General features: G+C 72.5%; 17 protein-coding genes and 1 pseudogene. 5 read left to right on the forward strand and 13 right to left on the reverse strand.

Annotated elements, in window-relative coordinates:
* Positions 1 to 29: 29 nt before the first annotated feature.
* From EDF27_RS12305 to EDF27_RS12335, 7 genes are all read right to left on the reverse strand, one after another.
* On the reverse strand, positions 30 to 1,100 hold the full coding sequence (locus EDF27_RS12305) for a hypothetical protein (RefSeq protein WP_132049062.1): 1,071 nt from the start codon (positions 1,098 to 1,100) through the stop codon (positions 30 to 32).
* Between the two features lie 87 nt (positions 1,101 to 1,187).
* Positions 1,188 to 1,745, reverse strand: a complete 558-nt coding sequence (locus EDF27_RS12310; protein WP_132049064.1) for an alpha/beta fold hydrolase — start codon at positions 1,743 to 1,745, stop codon at positions 1,188 to 1,190.
* A gap of 36 nt (positions 1,746 to 1,781) precedes the next feature.
* Positions 1,782 to 2,741, reverse strand: a complete 960-nt coding sequence (locus EDF27_RS12315) for an AraC family transcriptional regulator (protein ID WP_165931476.1) — start codon at positions 2,739 to 2,741, stop codon at positions 1,782 to 1,784.
* A gap of 155 nt (positions 2,742 to 2,896) precedes the next feature.
* Positions 2,897 to 3,331, reverse strand: coding sequence for an ATP-binding protein (locus EDF27_RS12320; protein ID WP_123653234.1), 435 nt, complete (start codon positions 3,329 to 3,331; stop codon positions 2,897 to 2,899).
* Positions 3,328 to 3,666, reverse strand: coding sequence for an STAS domain-containing protein (locus tag EDF27_RS12325; protein ID WP_123653233.1), 339 nt, complete (start codon positions 3,664 to 3,666; stop codon positions 3,328 to 3,330). Before EDF27_RS12325 ends, EDF27_RS12320 begins: the two co-directional genes overlap by 4 nt.
* A gap of 123 nt (positions 3,667 to 3,789) precedes the next feature.
* Entirely contained in the window at positions 3,790 to 4,977 is a 1,188-nt protein-coding gene (locus EDF27_RS12330; protein WP_123653232.1) for a multidrug effflux MFS transporter, read from the reverse strand.
* A 196-nt stretch (positions 4,978 to 5,173) separates the two neighbouring features.
* On the reverse strand, positions 5,174 to 7,831 hold the full coding sequence (locus EDF27_RS12335) for a phosphoenolpyruvate carboxylase (protein WP_132049066.1): 2,658 nt from the start codon (positions 7,829 to 7,831) through the stop codon (positions 5,174 to 5,176).
* A gap of 260 nt (positions 7,832 to 8,091) precedes the next feature.
* On the opposite strand from EDF27_RS12335, the gene EDF27_RS12340 reads away from it, so the two are divergent.
* Positions 8,092 to 9,726 carry a BCCT family transporter gene (locus EDF27_RS12340; RefSeq protein ID WP_132049454.1) on the forward strand — a complete coding sequence of 545 codons (1,635 nt, stop codon included), beginning with the start codon at positions 8,092 to 8,094 and terminating at the stop codon, positions 9,724 to 9,726.
* A gap of 84 nt (positions 9,727 to 9,810) precedes the next feature.
* Here the strand turns inward: EDF27_RS12340 and EDF27_RS12345 are convergent, their stop codons facing one another.
* Entirely contained in the window at positions 9,811 to 10,113 is a 303-nt protein-coding gene (locus EDF27_RS12345) for a DUF2470 domain-containing protein (RefSeq protein ID WP_243698333.1), read from the reverse strand.
* Complete coding sequence (locus EDF27_RS12350) at positions 10,110 to 10,829, reverse strand: biliverdin-producing heme oxygenase (protein ID WP_132049068.1); 720 nt, start codon at positions 10,827 to 10,829, stop codon at positions 10,110 to 10,112. The genes EDF27_RS12345 and EDF27_RS12350 overlap by 4 nt, the downstream gene beginning before the upstream one ends.
* An 87-nt stretch (positions 10,830 to 10,916) precedes the next feature.
* Between EDF27_RS12350 and EDF27_RS12355 the strand changes: the two genes are divergently transcribed.
* The 3 genes from EDF27_RS12355 to EDF27_RS12365 all read left to right on the forward strand — a co-directional run bounded on the left by EDF27_RS12355 (position 10,917) and on the right by EDF27_RS12365 (position 15,038).
* Entirely contained in the window at positions 10,917 to 11,759 is an 843-nt protein-coding gene (locus tag EDF27_RS12355) for a siderophore-interacting protein (RefSeq protein WP_123653229.1), read from the forward strand.
* Positions 11,760 to 11,834: 75 nt separating this feature from the next.
* Positions 11,835 to 14,339 (forward strand): hypothetical protein, encoded by a 2,505-nt coding sequence (locus EDF27_RS19720; RefSeq protein ID WP_165931477.1) that lies wholly within the window; start codon positions 11,835 to 11,837, stop codon positions 14,337 to 14,339.
* A gap of 138 nt (positions 14,340 to 14,477) precedes the next feature.
* Complete coding sequence (locus EDF27_RS12365; RefSeq protein WP_132049070.1) at positions 14,478 to 15,038, forward strand: GIY-YIG nuclease family protein; 561 nt, start codon at positions 14,478 to 14,480, stop codon at positions 15,036 to 15,038.
* 11 nt (positions 15,039 to 15,049) lie between these two features.
* Here EDF27_RS12365 and EDF27_RS12370 read toward each other — a convergent pair whose 3' ends face one another.
* The 3 genes from EDF27_RS12370 to EDF27_RS19725 are packed head-to-tail and all read right to left on the reverse strand — an operon-like array spanning position 15,050 to position 17,308.
* A complete protein-coding gene (locus EDF27_RS12370; protein ID WP_132049072.1) occupies positions 15,050 to 16,015 on the reverse strand; it encodes a hypothetical protein in 966 nt (321 codons plus the stop codon).
* A gap of 49 nt (positions 16,016 to 16,064) precedes the next feature.
* Complete coding sequence (locus EDF27_RS12375; protein WP_165931478.1) at positions 16,065 to 16,733, reverse strand: RES family NAD+ phosphorylase; 669 nt, start codon at positions 16,731 to 16,733, stop codon at positions 16,065 to 16,067.
* Positions 16,730 to 17,308: a hypothetical protein gene (locus EDF27_RS19725; protein ID WP_165931479.1), complete on the reverse strand. Its 579-nt coding sequence runs from the start codon at positions 17,306 to 17,308 to the stop codon at positions 16,730 to 16,732. The genes EDF27_RS12375 and EDF27_RS19725 overlap by 4 nt, the downstream gene beginning before the upstream one ends.
* Positions 17,309 to 17,421: 113 nt before the next feature.
* Here EDF27_RS19725 and EDF27_RS12380 point away from each other — a divergent pair, with 113 nt between their 5' ends.
* Entirely contained in the window at positions 17,422 to 17,724 is a 303-nt protein-coding gene (locus EDF27_RS12380; RefSeq protein WP_123653225.1) for a metal-sensitive transcriptional regulator, read from the forward strand.
* A gap of 7 nt (positions 17,725 to 17,731) precedes the next feature.
* Here the strand turns inward: EDF27_RS12380 and EDF27_RS12385 are convergent.
* A pseudogene (locus tag EDF27_RS12385) lies at positions 17,732 to 17,982 on the reverse strand (DUF4287 domain-containing protein).
* Between the last annotated feature and the right edge of the window lie 356 nt (positions 17,983 to 18,338).

Raw genomic sequence — 18,338 nt, forward strand, 5'->3', positions numbered from 1 at the left:
AGGGGACCGGCTGGGCCGGCGCCGCGAGGTCACCGGCGGCCGAGGACCCGGAGGACGGCGGCGACGACGCGGGACCACCAGCCGGGACGAGCCGACTCGGCAGCGTCCACCGCGTCGGCGGACTCGGTCGGTGCGACCGGCGCGGCAACCGCGTCCGGCAGCGCGGCGGCGTGCTCCTCGGGGAACACGACCGGCGTGCCCGCGGTCTCCGCGCGGTGTGCACGGAGCACGGCCGCGAACGTGTCGCGGTCGACGACGGTCGGCCCGGTGACGGGCTGGATGAGCGGGGTGGGTCGCGTGTTCGCCGACACCGGTGTCACGGCCTGGAGGCTCGGCACCAGTCGGGCGGGCTCGTCGCGGTCCGCGGCGGCGTCGTCCAGGGCCGGGTTCGCGCTGACCACGACGGGCGCGGCGACCGCAGGCAGCACGAGTGCGGGGGCGGGCTCGACGACCGCGGCGGATGTGACGACGGCGACGGCACCGGTGGCCGCAGCACGACGGGCGGCGGCGCGGTCGCGACGGTCCGCCTCGTCGGCGGCGTCCGCGAGCAGGTCGTCGAAGACGGAGCGGGCGTAGGCACGCGCGGCGTCGATCTCCGGGTCGCTGAGGTCGGCGACGACGGCTTCCCACGCGGCGAGCCGTGCGAGGTCCTCGTCGCGGCGGCGGACCTCGTCCTCGAGGATCACGATGCGCTCGATCGTCGCGCGGCCGCTCTGCGCGGACACCTCGACGGCGAGCTCCTCGATCCGGAGGGCGAGTCGCTCGGGCGGCTCGGGGAAGGACGGGGCGCAGACCGAGGCGTGGCGGCCACGGTCGCGGGGGCGCCGGAAGGCGCTGTCGTCCGAGGGGACGGGCGCGGGCTGTTCGGACTCGGCCTGCTCGAGCAGGGGCGCGGCTGCCGTGGTGGCGTCCGGTCGCTGCACCGGGCCGGTGACGGGCGGGACCACGAGGTCCGACACGTACGGGGCTCGGGTGGCCGGGGCGTCACGGAGCCACTCCTCGAGCTCGCGACCGAAGGGGTCGACGAGAGGGGTGCGTGCACCGGACTGCGTTTCCATGTTCCGAAGGATAAATATCGCGGAGTGGATGCTGTCGCTCATCCCCGGTGTGTCGCGGGATCGCCTGCCATATCGCGTCGAAGGTGAACGGCGTGTCGCGCGGCGCGATGTACTTCCGTCACATCTGCCTCAGAGGCCCCGCGAAAACTCCTCGAGGAGCGCCCTGCCGTCCGGCCAGTCCCCCACCCCGCTGGCGATGTTGACGTGCCCGTGCGAGCCGATCCGACGGACGTCGGCACCGAGCCGGCCGGCCATCTCCTCGGCACGTTCGGACGTGCAGTACGGGTCGTCGTCGCTCACGACCACCAGGGTGGGCGTGGCGACCGCGCGGTCGGGCACCGCGAAGCCCGCGGCGGCGACGGGGAACCCCGGTGCCTCCGGGTCCGGCGGGGCGACGAGGAACGCGCCCGCGATGCGGCCGTCGTCGTTCCGCCCGTCGTCCGCTCCGAGCCACCCGGCGACCGCCAGGACGCCGAGACTGTGCGCGACGAGCACCGGCGGAGCGTCCACCGCGGCGATCGCGCGGTCGATGGCGGCGGACCAGTCATCCGGGTCCGGCTCGGACCAGGACGTCGGCGCGATGCGCACCGCGGCACCGGCCCGTTCGGCCTGCCAGCGCGACTGCCAGTGCTCAGGGTCGGAGTTCCAGATCCCGGGGACGATCACCCACGGTCGTTCTCGACTCACGGTCCGAGCGTAGAGGGCGCGCCCGCGCTCCGGGACTCAGCCCTGCAGCGTGTCCCGCGGGTACTCGCCGAACCGGGAGGCGTAGGCGGCCGAGAACCGGCCGAGGTGCGCGAAGCCCCAGCGCATGGCGACGGAGGCCACCGTGAACTCACCGGGCGTGCCGCGACGGAGTTCCTCGCGGATGCGGTCCAGGCGGATCCCGCGGAGCATCGCGTTCGGCGCGGACCCGACCTGCCGCTGGAAGGCCTGCTGCAGCCCACGGACGCTCAGCCCGACGTGTGCGGCGACGTCCGTGGTCGAGATCGGTGTGTGCGCGAACGCGGACATGTACTCCACGGCCTCCCGGACGCGACCGGTCGCGCCCTGCGGCAGGTGCACCTCGGCCGCGAGCAGCCGGTGCGGGAACGTCCGGAGGAGCGTCGTCGCGGTCGCCCGCGCCGTCTCGGCCATCGCGAGCGGCGACACCGGCGTGGTGCCGAGGACGACCGCTGCGGCGTCCTGGACCTGCCGGTGCCACTCCCGCACGTCGTCGGGCGACGGTGCGGTGGCGTGGTCGAACACGAGCGGCCCGGGCTGTGCGCCGTGCACCTCGGCGGCGATCCCCTCGAGGTACGTCCGGTCGAACTGCACGAGGCTCTGCCGCACGTCGGCGAGCTCGAAGGCGAACGGACGGCCGGTCGGGAACATCATCGGCGACCCCGGCGCGAACGGCACTTCGTCCCGGCCGATGTCGACCCGTCCGCCGCCGTCGACGGTCCACATCACGACGTACTCGTCGCGGGACTCCACCTCGCCCCGGATGGCCGCGTCGAAGCGGCTCGACCGGAACGACATCGACTCGTCGCCGACCACCCGGAACCGGTAGGAGAACGGGCGGGCCGTGCGGCGCGCGACGAACCCGGCGCCCTCGTAGGCGTCCTCGTACATGCGCCGAGCGTCGTCGAGGTCATCGCCCGACGTCTCGAAGCTCATGCGGGGGTCGGGCTCGACTGTCATCGCGCGCATCGTGACACGATCCCCCTCCGCGTCCGCAATCCGGCGAGCCGTCTTGCGGGTTCCGGCCTCCTGGCTGCGCATTGTGGATCAGGGCGTCACACTGCTCGCGTCAGTGCGCGGCCTGCTCGCGGATCATTGCGCAGCCGGCTCCCGGATCAGTGCGCGGCGCCGTCCGCCGCCCGTCCACGCCGGACCGTCCACCGGTTCCGGTCGCCGTCCCGCTCGTACCGCAGTTCGTCGACGACCATGCCGACCAGGGCGAGACCGCGACCGCTCTCGGCGGACGCGTCGGGGAGTGCTGCAGCCGACGGATCGACGGAGGTGGGCCGACCGTCGTCGGTGAGTCGTGCCTCCAGACCGTCGCCCGTGACCGCGAGGTCGAGCGAGCACGCGACCCGCGCGCCACCGCCCGCGTGCTCGACCACGTTCGAGGCGAGCTCGATCAGCGCGAGCTCGAAGGCCATCCGGTCTTCCGGTCCGACGGTGGGTTCCGTGCCCCACACGCCGGCGAGGAAGTCGTGCACGGCGGAGACGTCGTCCGGCGGGGACGCGAAGTCGAGACGGTGCTCGCTCACGGCGCTGCCGCTCATCCCCAGTTGGTGACCGCGGCGTCCCCGTCGGGGTACGTCCGCAGGATCTTGTCGATGTTCGAGAGCTTGAGGACCATCGAGACCTGGTCCGAGGGGGCCGCGATGCGGAGGTCCCCACCGGCCTGGCGCGCGGTCTTCAGGCAGCCGACGAGCGCGCCCAGTCCGGAGGAGTCCATGAACTCGACCCCGGAGAGCTCGACGACGACGCGGTGCCGGCCGTCCCCCACGACCTTGGCGACGGTCTCCCGGAACGCCGGGGCCGACACCATGTTCAGCCGCCCCTTGCACTCCAGGACCGCCGCGTCCGTCTGCGCCTCGTGTACGACGATGTCCATGCGGGATGCCTCCTCCGGTCGGTGCCCCTTGCTCAACGGACCCTATCGGTTCGCGCCGTGGCTTCGTTCGGTGCGCGCCGCGGCTTCTTCCGATCCGCGGCGCGGTCAGCGTGTGCGCCGCGGTCAGCGTGTGCGGCGCGTCGCCGACGCCTGGACGAGGACCGCGGCGGCCATCAGCACCACCATCACGGACCCCATCGCCAGCGCAGTCCCACCGAGGAGCCCCGCGAGCGGCGTCCCGAGCCCACCGAGCCCGAACGACAGCCCGCCCTGCAGCGCCGCCGCCGTCCCGGGGTGCGCCGCGCCGACGTGCTGTGTGCGGGTCATCGCGGCCGGCAGCACGAAGCCCCACGCCCCGGTGACGACCGCCAGCGAGCACCAGACCGGCACCGGCCCGAGGCCGAGCAGCGCGGCGACGAGCACCCCGGCCCCGCCGATCGTCCCGACGGCGAGCCCGAAGGTGAGCAGCCCGTCCTCGGAGAACCGCCCCACGACGCGGCGGAACACCAGGGTCGTGATGATCATCATCGTCGCGTTCGTGGCGAAGACGAGCGTGTACAGCCCTTCGGAGAAGCCGAACTCGGTCTGGAACACGAACGAGCTCGTCGCGATGTAGGCGAAGAAGCCGATCGTCGACAGCACCCCGGTCAGCAGGTACGCCCGGAACCGCGGGATCGCGACGAGCTGCCGGATCCGCTGCCAGTTCGCCGCGAGGCCCACACTGCCCCGGGTGCGGAGCGTCTCGTGGAAGTACGGGACGACCATCGCGAAGAACACCGCACCGAGCACGGCGAGCACGACGAACATCACGCGCCAGGTGGCGAAGGACAGCACCGCTCCCCCGGCCAGCGGCGCGACGACCGGGCCGATCGCGTTGATCGCGGCCAGGGTGCCGAACACCTTCGCCATCGGCGGGCCCGCCATCACGTCGGAGACCATCGCCCGGCCGGCGACCGCCGCTGCGGCACCCGCCAGCCCCTCGACCACCCGGGCGGCGATGAGCGTCCCGACGTCCGGCGCCAGGGCACAGCCGAGGGACGCGAGCGCGAACAGGGCCGTCCCGCCGAGCATCATCGGCCGACGACCGATGCCGTCGCTGACGGGGCCCGCGAGCAGCTGCCCGACCGCGAACGCGACGAGGAACGCCGTCAGGGAGAGCTGCACGGCACTCGGGCTCGTCGCGAGGTCCCGGGCGATCGCGGGCAGCGCCGGGATGTACATGTCCGTCGCGAACGGCGACACGCCGACGATGAGTGCCAGGGGCACGATCGGCGGGAGGGTGGCCTGGGTCAGGGTGCGCTCCGTCGTCACCCGGGCAACGCTACGCCGCCCCGAATCGATTCGACAGGGGCGGCGCGGCGCGGCGGCGCGGGGCGGCGGCGCGGGGCGGCGGCGCGGGCCGGCGCGGCGCGCCTCGCGAACGGCGAGACGCCGCTGTCCGGCCGAAACGCCGCCGTGGACCGGGGCGTCTCGTCCGCACAGCGGCGTCTCGAGCCTGGAGCGGGGCTCAGCCGGTGTTCTGCAGGCCGGCGGCGATGCCGTTCACCGTCAGCAGGAGCAGGCGGTGGTCGGTGTCCGTCGGGTCGGTGCTGCCGCTCGTCCGGATGGCACGCAGCGCGCGGAGCTGGAGGTGCGACAGGGCGTCGACGTAGGGGCTCCGGAGCCGGACGGCGCGGGCGAGCACCGGCCGGTCCTCGAGGACGTCGGCACCACCGGAGACCTTGAGCACCCAGTCGCGCGTCCGGATCATCTCGTCGAGGACGCGGGCGGCCAGGTCGTCCCGGTCCGCCAGTTCGAGGTACCGGCGGGCGATGTGCTCGTCGGTCTTCGCCAGGGACATCTCGACGTTCTTGATCATCGCGCCGAACAGCGGCCACTCGGCGTACGCGGTGCGGAGCAGGTCGACGTCGCCGACCGCCTCGAGCGCGGAGCCGAGGCCGTACCAGCCGGCGAGGTTGATCCGCGCCTGCGTCCACGAGAACACCCACGGGATCGCGCGGAGGTCCTCGAGGGACTCCACCGACAGGCCACGACGGGCCGGGCGGGAGCCGAGCGGGAGCAACCCGATCTCCTCCATCGGGGTCACGCGGGCGAACCACGGCGCGAACCCGTCCGCCTTCACGAGCCCGTAGAAGGCGTCGCGGGAGACGTCGTCGAGCTGCTGGGCCAGGTCGGCGAACCGGGTGGCTGCGGCCTCGATGCGGGCCTCGTTCGAGGGCGAGGACGCGAACAGCGTGGCTGAGGCCATCTGCTCGAGGTGCCGGGCGGCGATGTCCTGGTCGCCGTACTGGGCGAAGATGACCTCGCCCTGCTCGGTGAGCTTCAGCCGGCCGTCGATCGACCCCGGCGGCTGGGCGAGCACGGCCTCGTTCGCGGGACCGCCGCCGCGACCGAGCGAACCGCCGCGGCCGTGGAAGAGCGTGAGCTCGATGTCGTTGACCTTCGCCCACTGCGCGATCTTCGCCTGGGCGTCGTACAGCGCCAGGTTCGCCGACACCGGGCCGACGTCCTTCGACGAGTCGGAGTACCCGAGCATGACCTCGAGCTTCCGGCCGGTCGCGGCGAGTCGGCGCTGGAACGCCTCGGTCCGGACGGCCTCGTCGAGGATCTCGACGCTGGCGTGCAGGTCGGCGAAGGTCTCGAACAGCGGGATGACGTCGAGCACCGGTGCCGCCTCGGCGGACCCGAGCGCGGCGACCGCCAGCTCGTGCACGTTCGCCAGGTCCGCAGCGGACTGCGTGAACGAGACGATGTAGCGGTTCGAGGCCCGGACGCCGTAGCGCTGCTGGAGCTCGGCGATGGTGCGGAAGACGGCGAGGACCTCTTCGGTGGTCTCGCTCAGCTCGCCGCCGGCGCGGATCTCCGCGAGCGCGTTCCGGTGCACCTGCGAGTGCTGCCGGATCTCGAGCTCGGCGAGGTGGAAGCCGAACGTCTCGACCTGCCAGACGAGGTTCTGCAGCTCGCCGTACGCGGGGCGCGACGCCCCGGCGGCGACGAGCGAGGCCTGGATCGTGCGGAGGTCGGTGAGGAGCGACTCCGGGCCGGGGTAGGCCAGCGGGGCGTCGCCACGTCGGGTGGCGTCGATGCGCGCCGCCGTGAAGAGGAGTGCGCGGCGATGGGTCTCGTTCGGCGCCCGGATGCCGATGCGCTCGGCGATGTCCGGGTCGAGGGACTCCTGCGACGCCACGAGCGCGGTCAGCCCGGCGTCGGCCGGCGTCTCGCTGTGGTCGAGGGTCAGGGTGCTGCCGATGCGGGTGGCGGCACGGGCGAGACCGAGCAGGATGTGCTCCGCCGCGATCTCCGCCGCCTGCCGCGTGATGTCGGACGTCACGAACGGGTTGCCGTCGCGGTCGCCACCGATCCACGTGCCGAAGCGCACGAACGCCGGGGCCTGCACGGGCACGCTGCCGGCGTCCTCGCCGAGGAGCCGGTCGTCGAGGAGGCGGTACACCTGCGGGACGATCTCGAACAGCGTCTGGTCGAACACGCTCATCGCGGTGCGGACCTCGTCGAGCGGGGTCGGGCGGGTGGTGCGGAGGGGCGAGGTGCGGAGGAGGTTCGTGATCTCCTCGAGCAGGCGTCGCTCGTTCTCGGCACGGGCTGTCGCGTTCTTCGCGCGGTCCCGTTCGTCGATGAGGTCGGTGATGCGCCGCACGGCCGTGGTCACCGCGCGGCGGCGGGCCTCGGTCGGGTGCGCCGTGAGCACCGGGTGGAACCGGAGGGCGTCGAGCCGGGCGGCGGCTTCGTCCGCGCCGACCTCGCCCACGAGCTCGGCGTAGGTGGCCGGGAACGAGTCGCCCCCGACGCCGCCGTCGTCGCCCCGCAGCCGGAGGACGCGCACGCGGTGGTGCTCCTCGGCCAGGTTCGTCAGGTGGAAGTAGGTGGTGAAGGCCCGTGCGACCTCTTCGGCACGCTCGGCCGAGAGCCCCGCGACGACCGCTTCGGCCCGTGCAGCACCGTCGGTGTCCGATCCCTCGTACGCCTCGATGACCGCGGCACGCAGCGCTTCGACGTCACGCAGGAGCTCGTCGCCGCCGCTCTCGCGCAGCACGCGCCCGAGCAGGCTCCCGAGGTAGCGGACGTCCGCGCGCAGGTCGCTGTCGACCGCTCCGCTGACATCGTCTCGTGCGCTGCCGAAGCGCGTCGATCCGTCGATCGCCGTCATCTCGTCCTCTCGGGTCGCCCGGCACACCGCTTCCGGGACCCCAGCAGCGTATCGGCAGGCGGGCGCACGTGACGACGACCGTCCGGACGGCCGGACGCGGGCGCGCGGCCTTCGTAGACTCCGCGGTACGGGGACAGACCGCCCTCGCAGGGCGGAGCGCGGACGTGAGCGACACGACGGAACCAGCCGACACGACGGAACCAGCTGGCACGACGGGATCATCCGACACCACGGGACCATCCGGTGGCCCGGTCCCCGACCTGCGGAAGCGACCCCCGGTCGAGCGCTGGGTCTTCTGGCCGGCCGCCGGCCTCGTCCTGGCCTTCGTCGTCGTGGCGCTGATCGCCCCGAAAGGCACCGAGGCCGTGTTCGCGACGGTGCAGGACACCATCGTCCGCGACTTCGGCTGGTACTACGTACTCGTCGCCGCGGGGTTCGTCCTGTTCGCGATCTGGATCGGCTTCAGCCGCTTCGGCGACATCGTCCTCGGCAAGGACGACGAGGAGCCGGAGTTCTCCACGATGTCGTGGCTCTCGCTGCTCTTCGCGGCGGGCATGGGCATCGGGCTGGTGTTCTACGGGGTGGCCGAACCGCTCAGCCACTTCGCGTCGCCGCGACCCGGGGTCACCGGCAGCGACGACGAACTCGCGCAGCGGGCGATGACGCAGACGTTCCTGCACTGGGGCCTCCACGCGTGGGCGATCTACGTCGTGGTCGGGCTCGCCCTCGCCTACGCGATCCACCGGCGCGGTCGGCCGGTCTCGATCCGATGGGCGCTCGAGCCGCTGCTCGGCCGTCGGGTGACCGGCGGGTGGGGCAACCTCATCGACGTCGTGGCCCTCGTCGGCACGCTCTTCGGCGTCGCCACGTCGCTCGGGCTCGGCGTGCTGCAGATCGGAGCCGGGCTCGACTACACGGACATCGCCGAGGACTCCCGCGGCCTGCAGATCGTGCTCATCGCCGTCGTCACGCTGATCGCGATCGGCTCGCTCCTGAGCGGTGTCGGCAAGGGCATGAAGTACCTCTCGAACACGAACCTGCTGCTCGCGGCCGCGCTGCTCCTGGTCGTGCTGGTCTTCGGGCCCACCCAGTTCCTGCTCGGCGAGTTCGTGCAGTCCATCGGGCTGTACGCGCAGGGCTTCGTCGGGGCCGCGTTCGACACGAGTGCGTTCGCGGGCAAGGCCGGCCAGCAGTGGCAGGGCGCCTGGACCACGTTCTACTGGGGCTGGTGGATGTCGTGGGCGCCGTTCGTCGGCATCTTCATCGCGCGGATCTCCCGGGGCCGGACCGTCCGCCAGTTCGTGCTCGGCGTGCTGTTCGTCCCGACGCTCCTGACCTTCCTCTGGTTCGGGGTGATGGGCGGCACGGCGCTCTGGGACCAGCTGCACGGACACGGCGACCTGGTCGGCGCCGACGGCAGCGTGAACGTCGAGCGTGTCCTCTTCCAGATGCTCGGAGCACTGCCGGCAGGTCCGGCGCTCGTGATCGGGGCGATCGTGCTCATCGGTGTGTTCTTCGTGACCTCGGCCGACTCCGGCGCGCTCGTGATGGGGATGATCGCGACGGGCGGGCAGCTCGAACCGAAGAACTGGATCCGGGTCTTCTTCGCCGTCGTCACCGCGCTCGTCGCCGTCGCGCTGCTGCTCGCCGGCGGCCTGAACGCACTGAAGACGGCCGCGATCACCACGGCGCTGCCGTTCAGCGTCGTGATGGTGCTGATGTGCTGGTCCACCGTGGTGGCGTTCACCCGTGAGCGGCGCGCGTACCTCCGCGCGGAACGGCGGGCGGCGATGGCCGACTTCGCCGAGTTCTACCAGCAGGAGGTCGTCGATCCTGCGGAGCGGGCGCCCCGCACGGGGCCGATCGCGAAGCTCGCGCGGCGCATCCGCCGCTGATGGAGTGTCGCCGGGAACACGGCGTCCAGCGGAAGCACCCCTGCTGTGGCGGAGCGACCGCGTTCCCGGCGGGTCTGGGGGCGGCTAGCTCGGCTCGGCGAGCTGGGCCTGCGCGGCCGCGTGCACCTCGACGATCTGCACGCGGGCCGACCGGCGATCGGTCAGCGGGGACGTCCACGGCACGATGACGTGCTCCACGTCCCCGTCGTCGAGCTGCGCGAGCCACACACCCGCGATCGCGTCGATCTCGGTCATGGTCGCGGCCACTGCGGTCGCTGCGCCGTTCGCCCGCGCGATCACCAGGTTGTCGAGCGCGTGGTCGGTGTTCATGTGCCGGAGGATCGCGCGCCGGGCCTCGGCGTCGAAGGGCGGCTGCTCGTCGGTCACGCGATCACCGCCACGTCGCCGTCCGTGCGACGCGCCACGTCGCCGTCCGTGCGGCGCGCCGCGTCGCCGTCCGTGCGCCGCGCCACGTCGAGCTCGGCGAGCAGCCCGCTGTTGAGCGCGTACGCCAGCTCCACCTCGGCGATGACCCGCTCGCGCTCGTCGTCGTCCCACGGCGCCGCATCGAGCTGCGCCCGGTAGGTGTCCCGGAACGCGGTCGGGTCGGCGACCTGGTCGAAGATGTAGAAGAGGACGCCGTTCGTGTCGAACCCGAACTGGTCGGCGAGCACCCGGCCGATCGCCTGACCGCCGGAGAGGTCGCCGAGGTAGCGCGTGTAGTGGTGCGCCACGAAGCCGCCGGGCCACTCGGCCGCGACCTCGTTGAGGCGTCGGACGTACGCCGTGGTGGCGGGCGACGGGCACACCAGCTCGGACCAGTCCGGCCCGATCAGGTACTCGAGGTCCGCGCGGATCGCCGGCATCCGGGTGAGCTGCGCGGTGACGAACGGCGCTGCCACCGGGTGGTCGGCCATCCGGGCTGCGGCGCGCTCGAGGGCGTCGTACACGAACGAGTACTGTCCGAGCAGGGCGGCGTAGTCGGCGACGTCGCACGCACCCCCGAGCAGGTCGTGCATGAAGTCGTTCCCGGCCGCGGAGCCGTGCGAGCGGCGGGTGCGCTTGCGCAGCAGCTCGGAGAACGGGATGACGGTCGTGTCCATGAGGTAAGGCTAACCTTAGTGACGCGCACGTCAAGCACGAACCACGGAATCCAGGCGACGCAGAAGCACCGAGAGGAAGCTCCTCAGATGAGCTCGAAGAACCGCACCCAGCACGTGTTCGTCGTCGACCGCACCGAACAGCTGTCGCCGCACATGGTCCGCGTCCACCTCGGCGGCCCCGCGTTCGATGACTTCATCGCGGCGGCGGACCCGGAGCGACTCGGGAGCACCGACAAGTACGTGAAGCTCCTGGTCGCCAAGCCAGAGCTCGGGCTCGAGCCCCCGTACGACCTCGAGGCGCTCCGCGAGACCCTCCCGAAGCACGACCGGCCGGCCCGCCGCACCTACACGGTGCGTGCCATCGACCTCGACGCCCACACGATCGCCATCGACTTCGTCGTGCACGGCGACGAGGGACTCGCCGGCCCCTGGGCCGCTGCGGCGGAGCCCGGCGACCGGCTCGCCCTCTCCGGCCCCGGCGGCGGCTACGCGCCGAGCACCGACCCCGCGGTCGTCCACGTCCTCCTCGGCGACGACAGCGCGCTCCCGGCGATCGCATCCGCCCTGGAGGCCATGGACGACTCCGCCACGGGCGTCGCCCTGGTCGAGGTGGCCGGCCCCGACGACGAACAGGACATCGCGCACCCGGCCGGCATCGCACTGCGGTGGCTGCACCGCGACGCCGCCGGCGCCGAGCCGGGCACGCTCCTGCTGGCCGAGACCCGGGAACTGCCCCGTGCCTCCCGGCCGGTCCAGGTGTTCGCCCATGGTGAGCGGACCGCGATCAAGGCGATCCGTCGGCTGCTGCAGGACGAGTGGGAGCTCGAGAAGTCGGACATGTCGCTCTCCGCGTACTGGGCGCTCGGGCGCGCCGAGGACAAGTTCCAGGAGGAGAAGCGCGAACCGATCGGCGTCATCTTCGACGCCTGAGCGCCACCGCCGAGTGGTCTGTGACATTTCATATTACGGATATGCTGAGTGCTCCCCCACAGAACGGTTGTACTCATGGCAACTCATCCCCGCTGTCCCCTGCTCGCAACGGGACTCGCGCTCACGATCGGTCTCACCGGAGCCCTCACCTCCGGTTCGGCGGCGCTCGCAGCCTCTCCCGCTGCAGCTGCAGCTGGATCGGTCCGGTCGCACGGCACGACGAACTCCGCTGACCTGACACCGCCGACGATCGTCCGATTGGCGCCCGGAGCACTCGGTGAGTGGGAGGTCGTCTTCCACGGGAGGCCGAACACCGGGGTCATCCGCGTCGGCGAGGACGGCGCCTTCGCCGGCCGTTTCGGCAAGACCGGAGCCGACGGCACGCTGGTCTCGACGATCCCGCGCGGCCTCGTCGGCACGATTCGCATCGTCACCGAGGACGGTTCCGGGCAGTCGCGTCCGCTGCAGATCCCCGTCCCGACCTCCGACGCGGACCGGGTGTCGCCAGAACCGCGCGACATCACCGTCACCCCGACGGCCGCTGGCTTCCGGCTCAGTGGTGCGTCTGGTCTCGACGTCGTGAACGTGTTCGGCCAGGCCAGCGGTGCACTCCGCTTCCCGCTCGGCACCGTCCCCGTGACCGACGGACGCTTCGCCGTCGAGGTGCCCGCGTCGCTCGCAGGTCGGACGATCGGTGTCGGCGCACAGCTCGCCGGATGGCGGACCGCAGTCACCCAGGTTCGGGTACCCGACGACGGACGGGGCGGACCGTCGACGCCGAACGTCCGGATCATCGCACCGTCGAAGGGGGTGACCGTCCTCGCCGGCGACGCCGACCCGGGCACGACGATCGTCATCAGGACCACCGATGGCGACCGAGACCTGACGACGTCCAGGGACGGCTCGTGGTCCGGCGAGGTCACGAACGACAACGGCGGCGTGCGCCTCCTGGCGCGGGATACCTCGGGAGCGTTCTCACCCGAGGTCACGGTCCCGCTCGGCGCGGCGCACGTGTCCGACCCGAGCGGCGCAGCGGTGGTTCGTGACGGCGCAGACGTCAGGATCACCGGCGCTGCGAGTGGCGACCGGGTCGGCCTCACCGGTACCGGGCGTACCGAGGTGAGCGCACCGATCATCGACGGGACGTTCACCGTGACGGTGCCGGCTGCGACCCTCGGCACGCGGGTGTCGATCGCGTCGCACGCGGGGTCGTCGACCTCCGGCGCACTCACCGTCACGATCCCCGACGCGACGAGCGTCGGTGCTCCCTCCGTTTCGCGGACCATCGCGACTGCGACCGGGAAGCTCGTGCTCATCGGCACAGCGACCGGAGCGGTCTCGGTGAGCGCGACCATCGACGGCTCCCACTACGTGTTCGCACGCGTCTCCGAAGGCAGGTTCTCCGTCGAGTTGCCCTCCGAGGTCATCGGCCGTTCGATCGGCCTCACGGGGATCGGTGACGACGGATCGCGGTCGGCGACCACGACCACCACGCTCGAGCTGCCGAGCGAGAGCGCCGAGGTCGGAGCGCCGGTTGCTTCGCGCTTCTTCGAGCACGTGGACGGCACACGCAGCTTCCGACCGGTGCCGTCGGGCGACGAACCCGAGGTCGTCTGGCTGATGGACGGCCGACGCCAGGTCGTCCGGGCCGCGCTCGTCGAACGGGGCTCGTCCGTCGTGACGGTCTGGGACATCGCCGCCGAAGCAGCGGACGAGGAGTACACCATCGTCGCGTTCGACGGTGCACATCGTTCCGCCCCGGTCGTCGTGCCCGGGCAGCTGAGCGTGGACGGCATCGCGAATTCGAACCGCTACACGCCCGGCCCGCGCACCTTCACCGGCACCGCGACACCGGGTTCCGTGATCGTCGCCCGCGACGCGGGCGCAGGAGAACTCTTCCGGACGACGGTCGGCGCGAGCCGGTCGGCCTCCGGGACGTGGTCGGCCGTCGCTGAACTCGCGAAGCCGGATGGCTACGACGTGTCCTTCACACAGACCACGCCGACCGGTGGGGTGAGCGTGATGGAGCACGTGGCATTCGTCGCGGAGGCTGACACCCGTCCGTTCGCGGTGACCAGCCACACCAACGGGCAGACCTACACCGCTGGGAAGAACACCTTCACCGGCACCGCGACGGCAGGAAGCCTCGTCACGGCGAAGAACCAGTGGGGCACCCCGATGGGCTCGGCGAAGACCAACGCCACCGGCACGTGGACCTTCGACCGCGACCTCGGCCCCACCGCCGACTACACCGTCACCTTCACCACCGACTCCGGCCAGAACCCCCTCACCCTCCACCTGAACGGACCGAAGTCGAACGCCCCGTTCGCGGTGACCAGCCACACCAACGGGCAGACCTACACCGCCGGGAAGAACACCTTCACCGGCACCGCGACGGCAGGAAGCCTCGTCACGGCGAAGAACCAGTGGGGCACCCCGATGGGCTCGGCGAAGACCAACGCCACCGGCACGTGGACCTTCGACCGCGACCTCGGCCCCACCGCCGACTACACCGTCACCTTCACCACCGACTCCGGCCAGAACCCCCTCACCCTCCACCTGAACGGACCGAAGCGCTAGACAGCAGACCGTCCGAACAGCGATGCCCGCGGATCAGCTCCGCGGGCATCGCTGTTCCTCGGCGCACTCGGACCCGCAGCGCGCAGGCACCACACGGTCGACGCCTGAGCGTCGGCGGTCGCCGGTAGCGTTCGGCGCATGGTCGAGTCGTGCTGCGTCCCGGGCTGCGCCGGCGCGAGCGCGCCCGGCGCGCCGGTCCCGCTGTGCTCGTCGCACGTGCTGGTCGTCAGCGACTTCGGCGCGGCGCACCACGGCACCGAGGACGCCCTGCCCGGACCGTGCCTGGTCTGCGGGTCCCGCGTGGGGGTGCGGTTCGCCTCGGGGATGCTCTGCGCGGTCTGCGAGTGGCCGTACGGGGACGTCCCCGACCAGGACCTCGCTCCCCCGCGGGTCGACGTCGTGTACTACCTCCGGCAGCAGGACGGCGTCGGGGACCGCATCAAGATCGGCACGACCGCGAACCCGCGGCAGCGGCTGGCCCGGATCGCGCACCAGGACCTGCTGGCGTTCGAGCGCGGCGACCGGACGCTCGAACGGCATCGGCACGCGCAGTTCGCCGCGTCGCGGTACCCGGGCACCGAGTGGTTCCGGGTGACGCCCGCGCTGCTCGAGCACGTCGCGGTCGTCGGCGCCGGGGTGCCGGACCCGTGGGCGCTGCACGCGCGGTGGCTGAGCGAGGCGCTGGCGCTGCGCGGGTGACGCCCGGCGCGTCAGCGCGCGTACGCGTCGACGAAGAGGGCGCCGCGCACGTCGCGCAGCGTGTCCACGAGCCGCTCGATCGTGCGCCCGGAGACGCCGGACACCTGGAGGTCGTGCGGCCCGAGCGCCGGCAGCCGTCCGGTCCGGATGCGCACCACTTCCCAGCCGACACCGCGGAGCGCCCGGTCCTTCCGGCGGTCGGACTCCTCGCGCGGGCCCACGTGCTCGAGTCCGTGTCGCCCGGTGGAGTCGTACTCGATCGCGACGCGGAGCTCCGGCAGGATGATGTCCGGCCAGGCCTCGACGTGGTCGTGGAAGGGCCGGTCGAGGCGGATCGCGGTGCGGTCGAACGTGAAGTCGAAGCGGTCGGAGAGCGCCTGGCGCAGTTCGGCCTCCACCGCGGAGGCCGTGGCCGGGGCACACACGCTGATGAACGCGTCCCCCGAGGGGAGCCGCGGGGTCTTCGGGCAGATCGTCCGCGGAGCACGCGGCGCGCGCTGCCCCGAGGGACGCCAGCCCGCTCCCCGGGCACGCGAGGACGCGACGGCACCCGTGGGGAGGGACGACCCCCGACCCGCTGCCGGGAGCGTCTGGCGGCCCGTCGTCCGCACCGCGCGTTGCGGCACGGGGACCACGGCCGGCCAGTCCTCCGGCAGGACGGGCCACCGCTGCGGCTTCGCCATCACCTGGCACTCGGGGCACCACACCGACCGGCGACGCTCACGCCCGGGGCGGCCGCGCTGTTCGGCGGGGGTCGCGACGAAGACGTGGCCGACGTCGCACTCCCAGGTGAGCAGCACGTCGGCGGCGGGCGGGATCTGGGTCAGGACGATGCCGGCGTTCCACTCCGGGTGGTACTGCCGGATGAGCACCGGGTAGGACTGCCAGGCGTCGCGGAACTCCCCCACGGCGTACGGCATCGGCACGCCGCGCGACCACTGCCGGCGGCGCCACCATGCGTCGACGGGTTCCACCACGCCACGACGGTACGACGGGCCACCGACACACGGCGCCCCCGGGAGCCCGTCAGTCGCCCGGGGGCGGGACGATCGTGAAGCGCTCGGGCCCCGCCGCGGACCCGTCCTCGAGCACGCGGATGCCGGACTCCCGGCACGCGGTCACCCCGTCGCGGTGCACCCGCTCGGGGCGGGGCCGCCGCGGGACCCCGGCGTCCCCGAACACCGCCCACGCGTTCGGCGCGGCATCGCTCGTGAACCGGGTGCTGTACCGGACGCCCGCGAACCCCGCGGCGTCGAAGCCCCGCGCCCACGCCTGCGGCACGCGGTAGTCCCCCATCGTCTGCAGCTCGGCCCCGACGCCGTGCCGGACAGCATCCGGTGCGGTGACGTCCGCGAACCGGCGACCCCGTGACGCCCGCGCGGCGACGACGACGATCTCCCGCGCACGGCCGACGAACACGGTGTTCGTGTGCAGGGTGTGGTGCGCCAGGCGTTCACGCACCGCGACCTCCACCGAGTCCGCCCAGTAGCAGGTGCCGCGGGGTTCGGCGAGGTCGAACCGCCCGCCGTCGACGCCGTCCGCGTCCGCCGGGGTGCTCGCGAACCACCAGGCACCACGGTCGTGCCGCTTCGCGCGGTAGAACGTCGTGCCCCGTGACTCGACCGTCGGGAACCCGGGCAGGTCGGCGTCGGGACCCGGGGCGCGCTGGGCGACGTCGGTCCGGCGTTCCGTCACGCGTCCGCCAGCCAGGCGTTCGCCGCACGTCGGGCTGCTGCGAGCACGGCGTCGTGACGACCGTCGCGGAGTGCCGCGGCCGCGGTGGTGCCGCCGAACTCGTCGGCGACGGTGTTCAGCCAGAGCGCACTGCCCCACGGGTCGATCCGGTCGGGGTCGAGGAGCGCGAGGACCTCGCGCAGCCGGGGCAGCGGTGCGCCGGCCGGCCCGAACTGGAACGAGGGGAAGATCCGGGTGCCGTCACCGATCTTCAGCCCGAGCAGGTCGCCCTTGGCGCTCGCCTTGCTGATGGCCTGCCGCGACACCCCGCGCCAGGCGGCGAGCGACGAGGAGTCGTAGAACGGGCCGATGAGCTCGTCGGCCTCGTGCTTGACCGACGGCAGCGCGGCGACCATCCGGTCCGCCAGCGCCCCGACGTCGGACGTCGCGGCGATCGCGTCGTCGTAGCGCCCGGCGCGGAGTCGGTCGCGGATGGCGGAGAGGAGTGCGGTCTCCGCGGTGTCCGCCGTCGCCCGGGCCGTCGCTGCTCGTGCCGTCGTCGTCCGCCCCGCCATTGCACGTTCTGTCGGTGTCACCGCGTCCGCCTTCCTGCAACCGTGTCAACCAAGACTACGACCGGCGCGTCAACCACGTCAACCAGTTGTGTCCGATGGCATACCCTGGAGGGGTACCGGTCCAGGGAGGCCTCATGAGCGAACACGAGCAGCACCACGAGCACGGCTACATCTCGTCCAAGGACGCCTACCTCAAGCGGCTCAAGCGCATCGAGGGTCAGGCACGCGGGCTCCAGCGCATGGTCGAGGACGAGCAGTACTGCATCGACATCCTCACGCAGGTGTCCGCGATGACGAAGGCCCTGCAGTCCGTCGCGCTCGGACTCGTCGAGGACCACCTCAGCCACTGCGTCGCCGACGCGATGGCCGACGGCGGGGACCCCTCGGCGAAGGTCAAGGAAGCGTCGGAGGCGATCGCGCGACTCGTCCGCTCCTGAGGGCGCTCTAGGACGCGAGCGCGTTCTTCACGTAGCCGACGAGGGCGTTGGCGTGTCCGTGCCCCATCCGTGCTCCGTCTTCAGCCACGTGACGACCTCCATGTGCCGCTCGGTGTCGAGCCGGTCCGCGACGAGGTCGAGCCACTCCTGCACGGGACGGCCGTAGGTCGTCTCGATGCTCGGGAAGTACGACGCCGGCCCCTTCGCCTTCGATCCGTCCGCCGGGGGCTCCGGCGCGGTCACGCGGTGCGCTGTCATGCGGTCACGATAGCCGCCGGGCCGCGCGCCCGAACGACGAGGTCGCTGTCGTACGACAGCGACCTCGTCGTCGTCGCGCGCCTGCACCTGGTGCGGACGCGTGGCTACGACAGGCTCGATGTCGTACGACATCGGCGGTGTCCCTCGATGCGTCCGCAAGTTCCGACACGGCGCCGGTCGATCGACACGTGCGCTGTCGGAACATGCGCTTGCAACGGGTCGCGGGCAGTGTGGCCGGCCCGGCACCGGACGGGAGGCTCGGTGCCGGGCCGCCACGAGCCTCCCGTCCGGTGGGTGTCGGGTCGCCGCCGTCGACCCGCGCTGGGACGCCGACCCGCGCCGGAACGCTGCCCGAG

The organism is Curtobacterium sp. PhB136, from assembly GCF_004346855.1.
Lineage (GTDB): Bacteria > Actinomycetota > Actinomycetes > Actinomycetales > Microbacteriaceae > Curtobacterium.

What these genes read in the sequence shown, in the direction of transcription:
- EDF27_RS12305 (WP_132049062.1), bottom strand. Translation starts at nt 1,100, where the DNA reads ATGAGCGACAGCATCCACTCCGCGATATTTATCCTTCGGAACATGGAA.
- EDF27_RS12315 (WP_165931476.1), bottom strand. Translation starts at nt 2,741, where the DNA reads ATGACAGTCGAGCCCGACCCCCGCATGAGCTTCGAGACGTCGGGCGAT.
- EDF27_RS12320 (WP_123653234.1), bottom strand. Translation starts at nt 3,331, where the DNA reads ATGAGCGGCAGCGCCGTGAGCGAGCACCGTCTCGACTTCGCGTCCCCG.
- EDF27_RS12325 (WP_123653233.1), bottom strand. Translation starts at nt 3,666, where the DNA reads ATGGACATCGTCGTACACGAGGCGCAGACGGACGCGGCGGTCCTGGAG.
- EDF27_RS12335 (WP_132049066.1), bottom strand. Translation starts at nt 7,831, where the DNA reads ATGACGGCGATCGACGGATCGACGCGCTTCGGCAGCGCACGAGACGAT.
- EDF27_RS12350 (WP_132049068.1), bottom strand. Translation starts at nt 10,829, where the DNA reads ATGGACACGACCGTCATCCCGTTCTCCGAGCTGCTGCGCAAGCGCACC.
- EDF27_RS12355 (WP_123653229.1), top strand. Translation starts at nt 10,917, where the DNA reads ATGAGCTCGAAGAACCGCACCCAGCACGTGTTCGTCGTCGACCGCACC.
- EDF27_RS19720 (WP_165931477.1), top strand. Translation starts at nt 11,835, where the DNA reads ATGGCAACTCATCCCCGCTGTCCCCTGCTCGCAACGGGACTCGCGCTC.
- EDF27_RS12365 (WP_132049070.1), top strand. Translation starts at nt 14,478, where the DNA reads ATGGTCGAGTCGTGCTGCGTCCCGGGCTGCGCCGGCGCGAGCGCGCCC.
- EDF27_RS12380 (WP_123653225.1), top strand. Translation starts at nt 17,422, where the DNA reads ATGAGCGAACACGAGCAGCACCACGAGCACGGCTACATCTCGTCCAAG.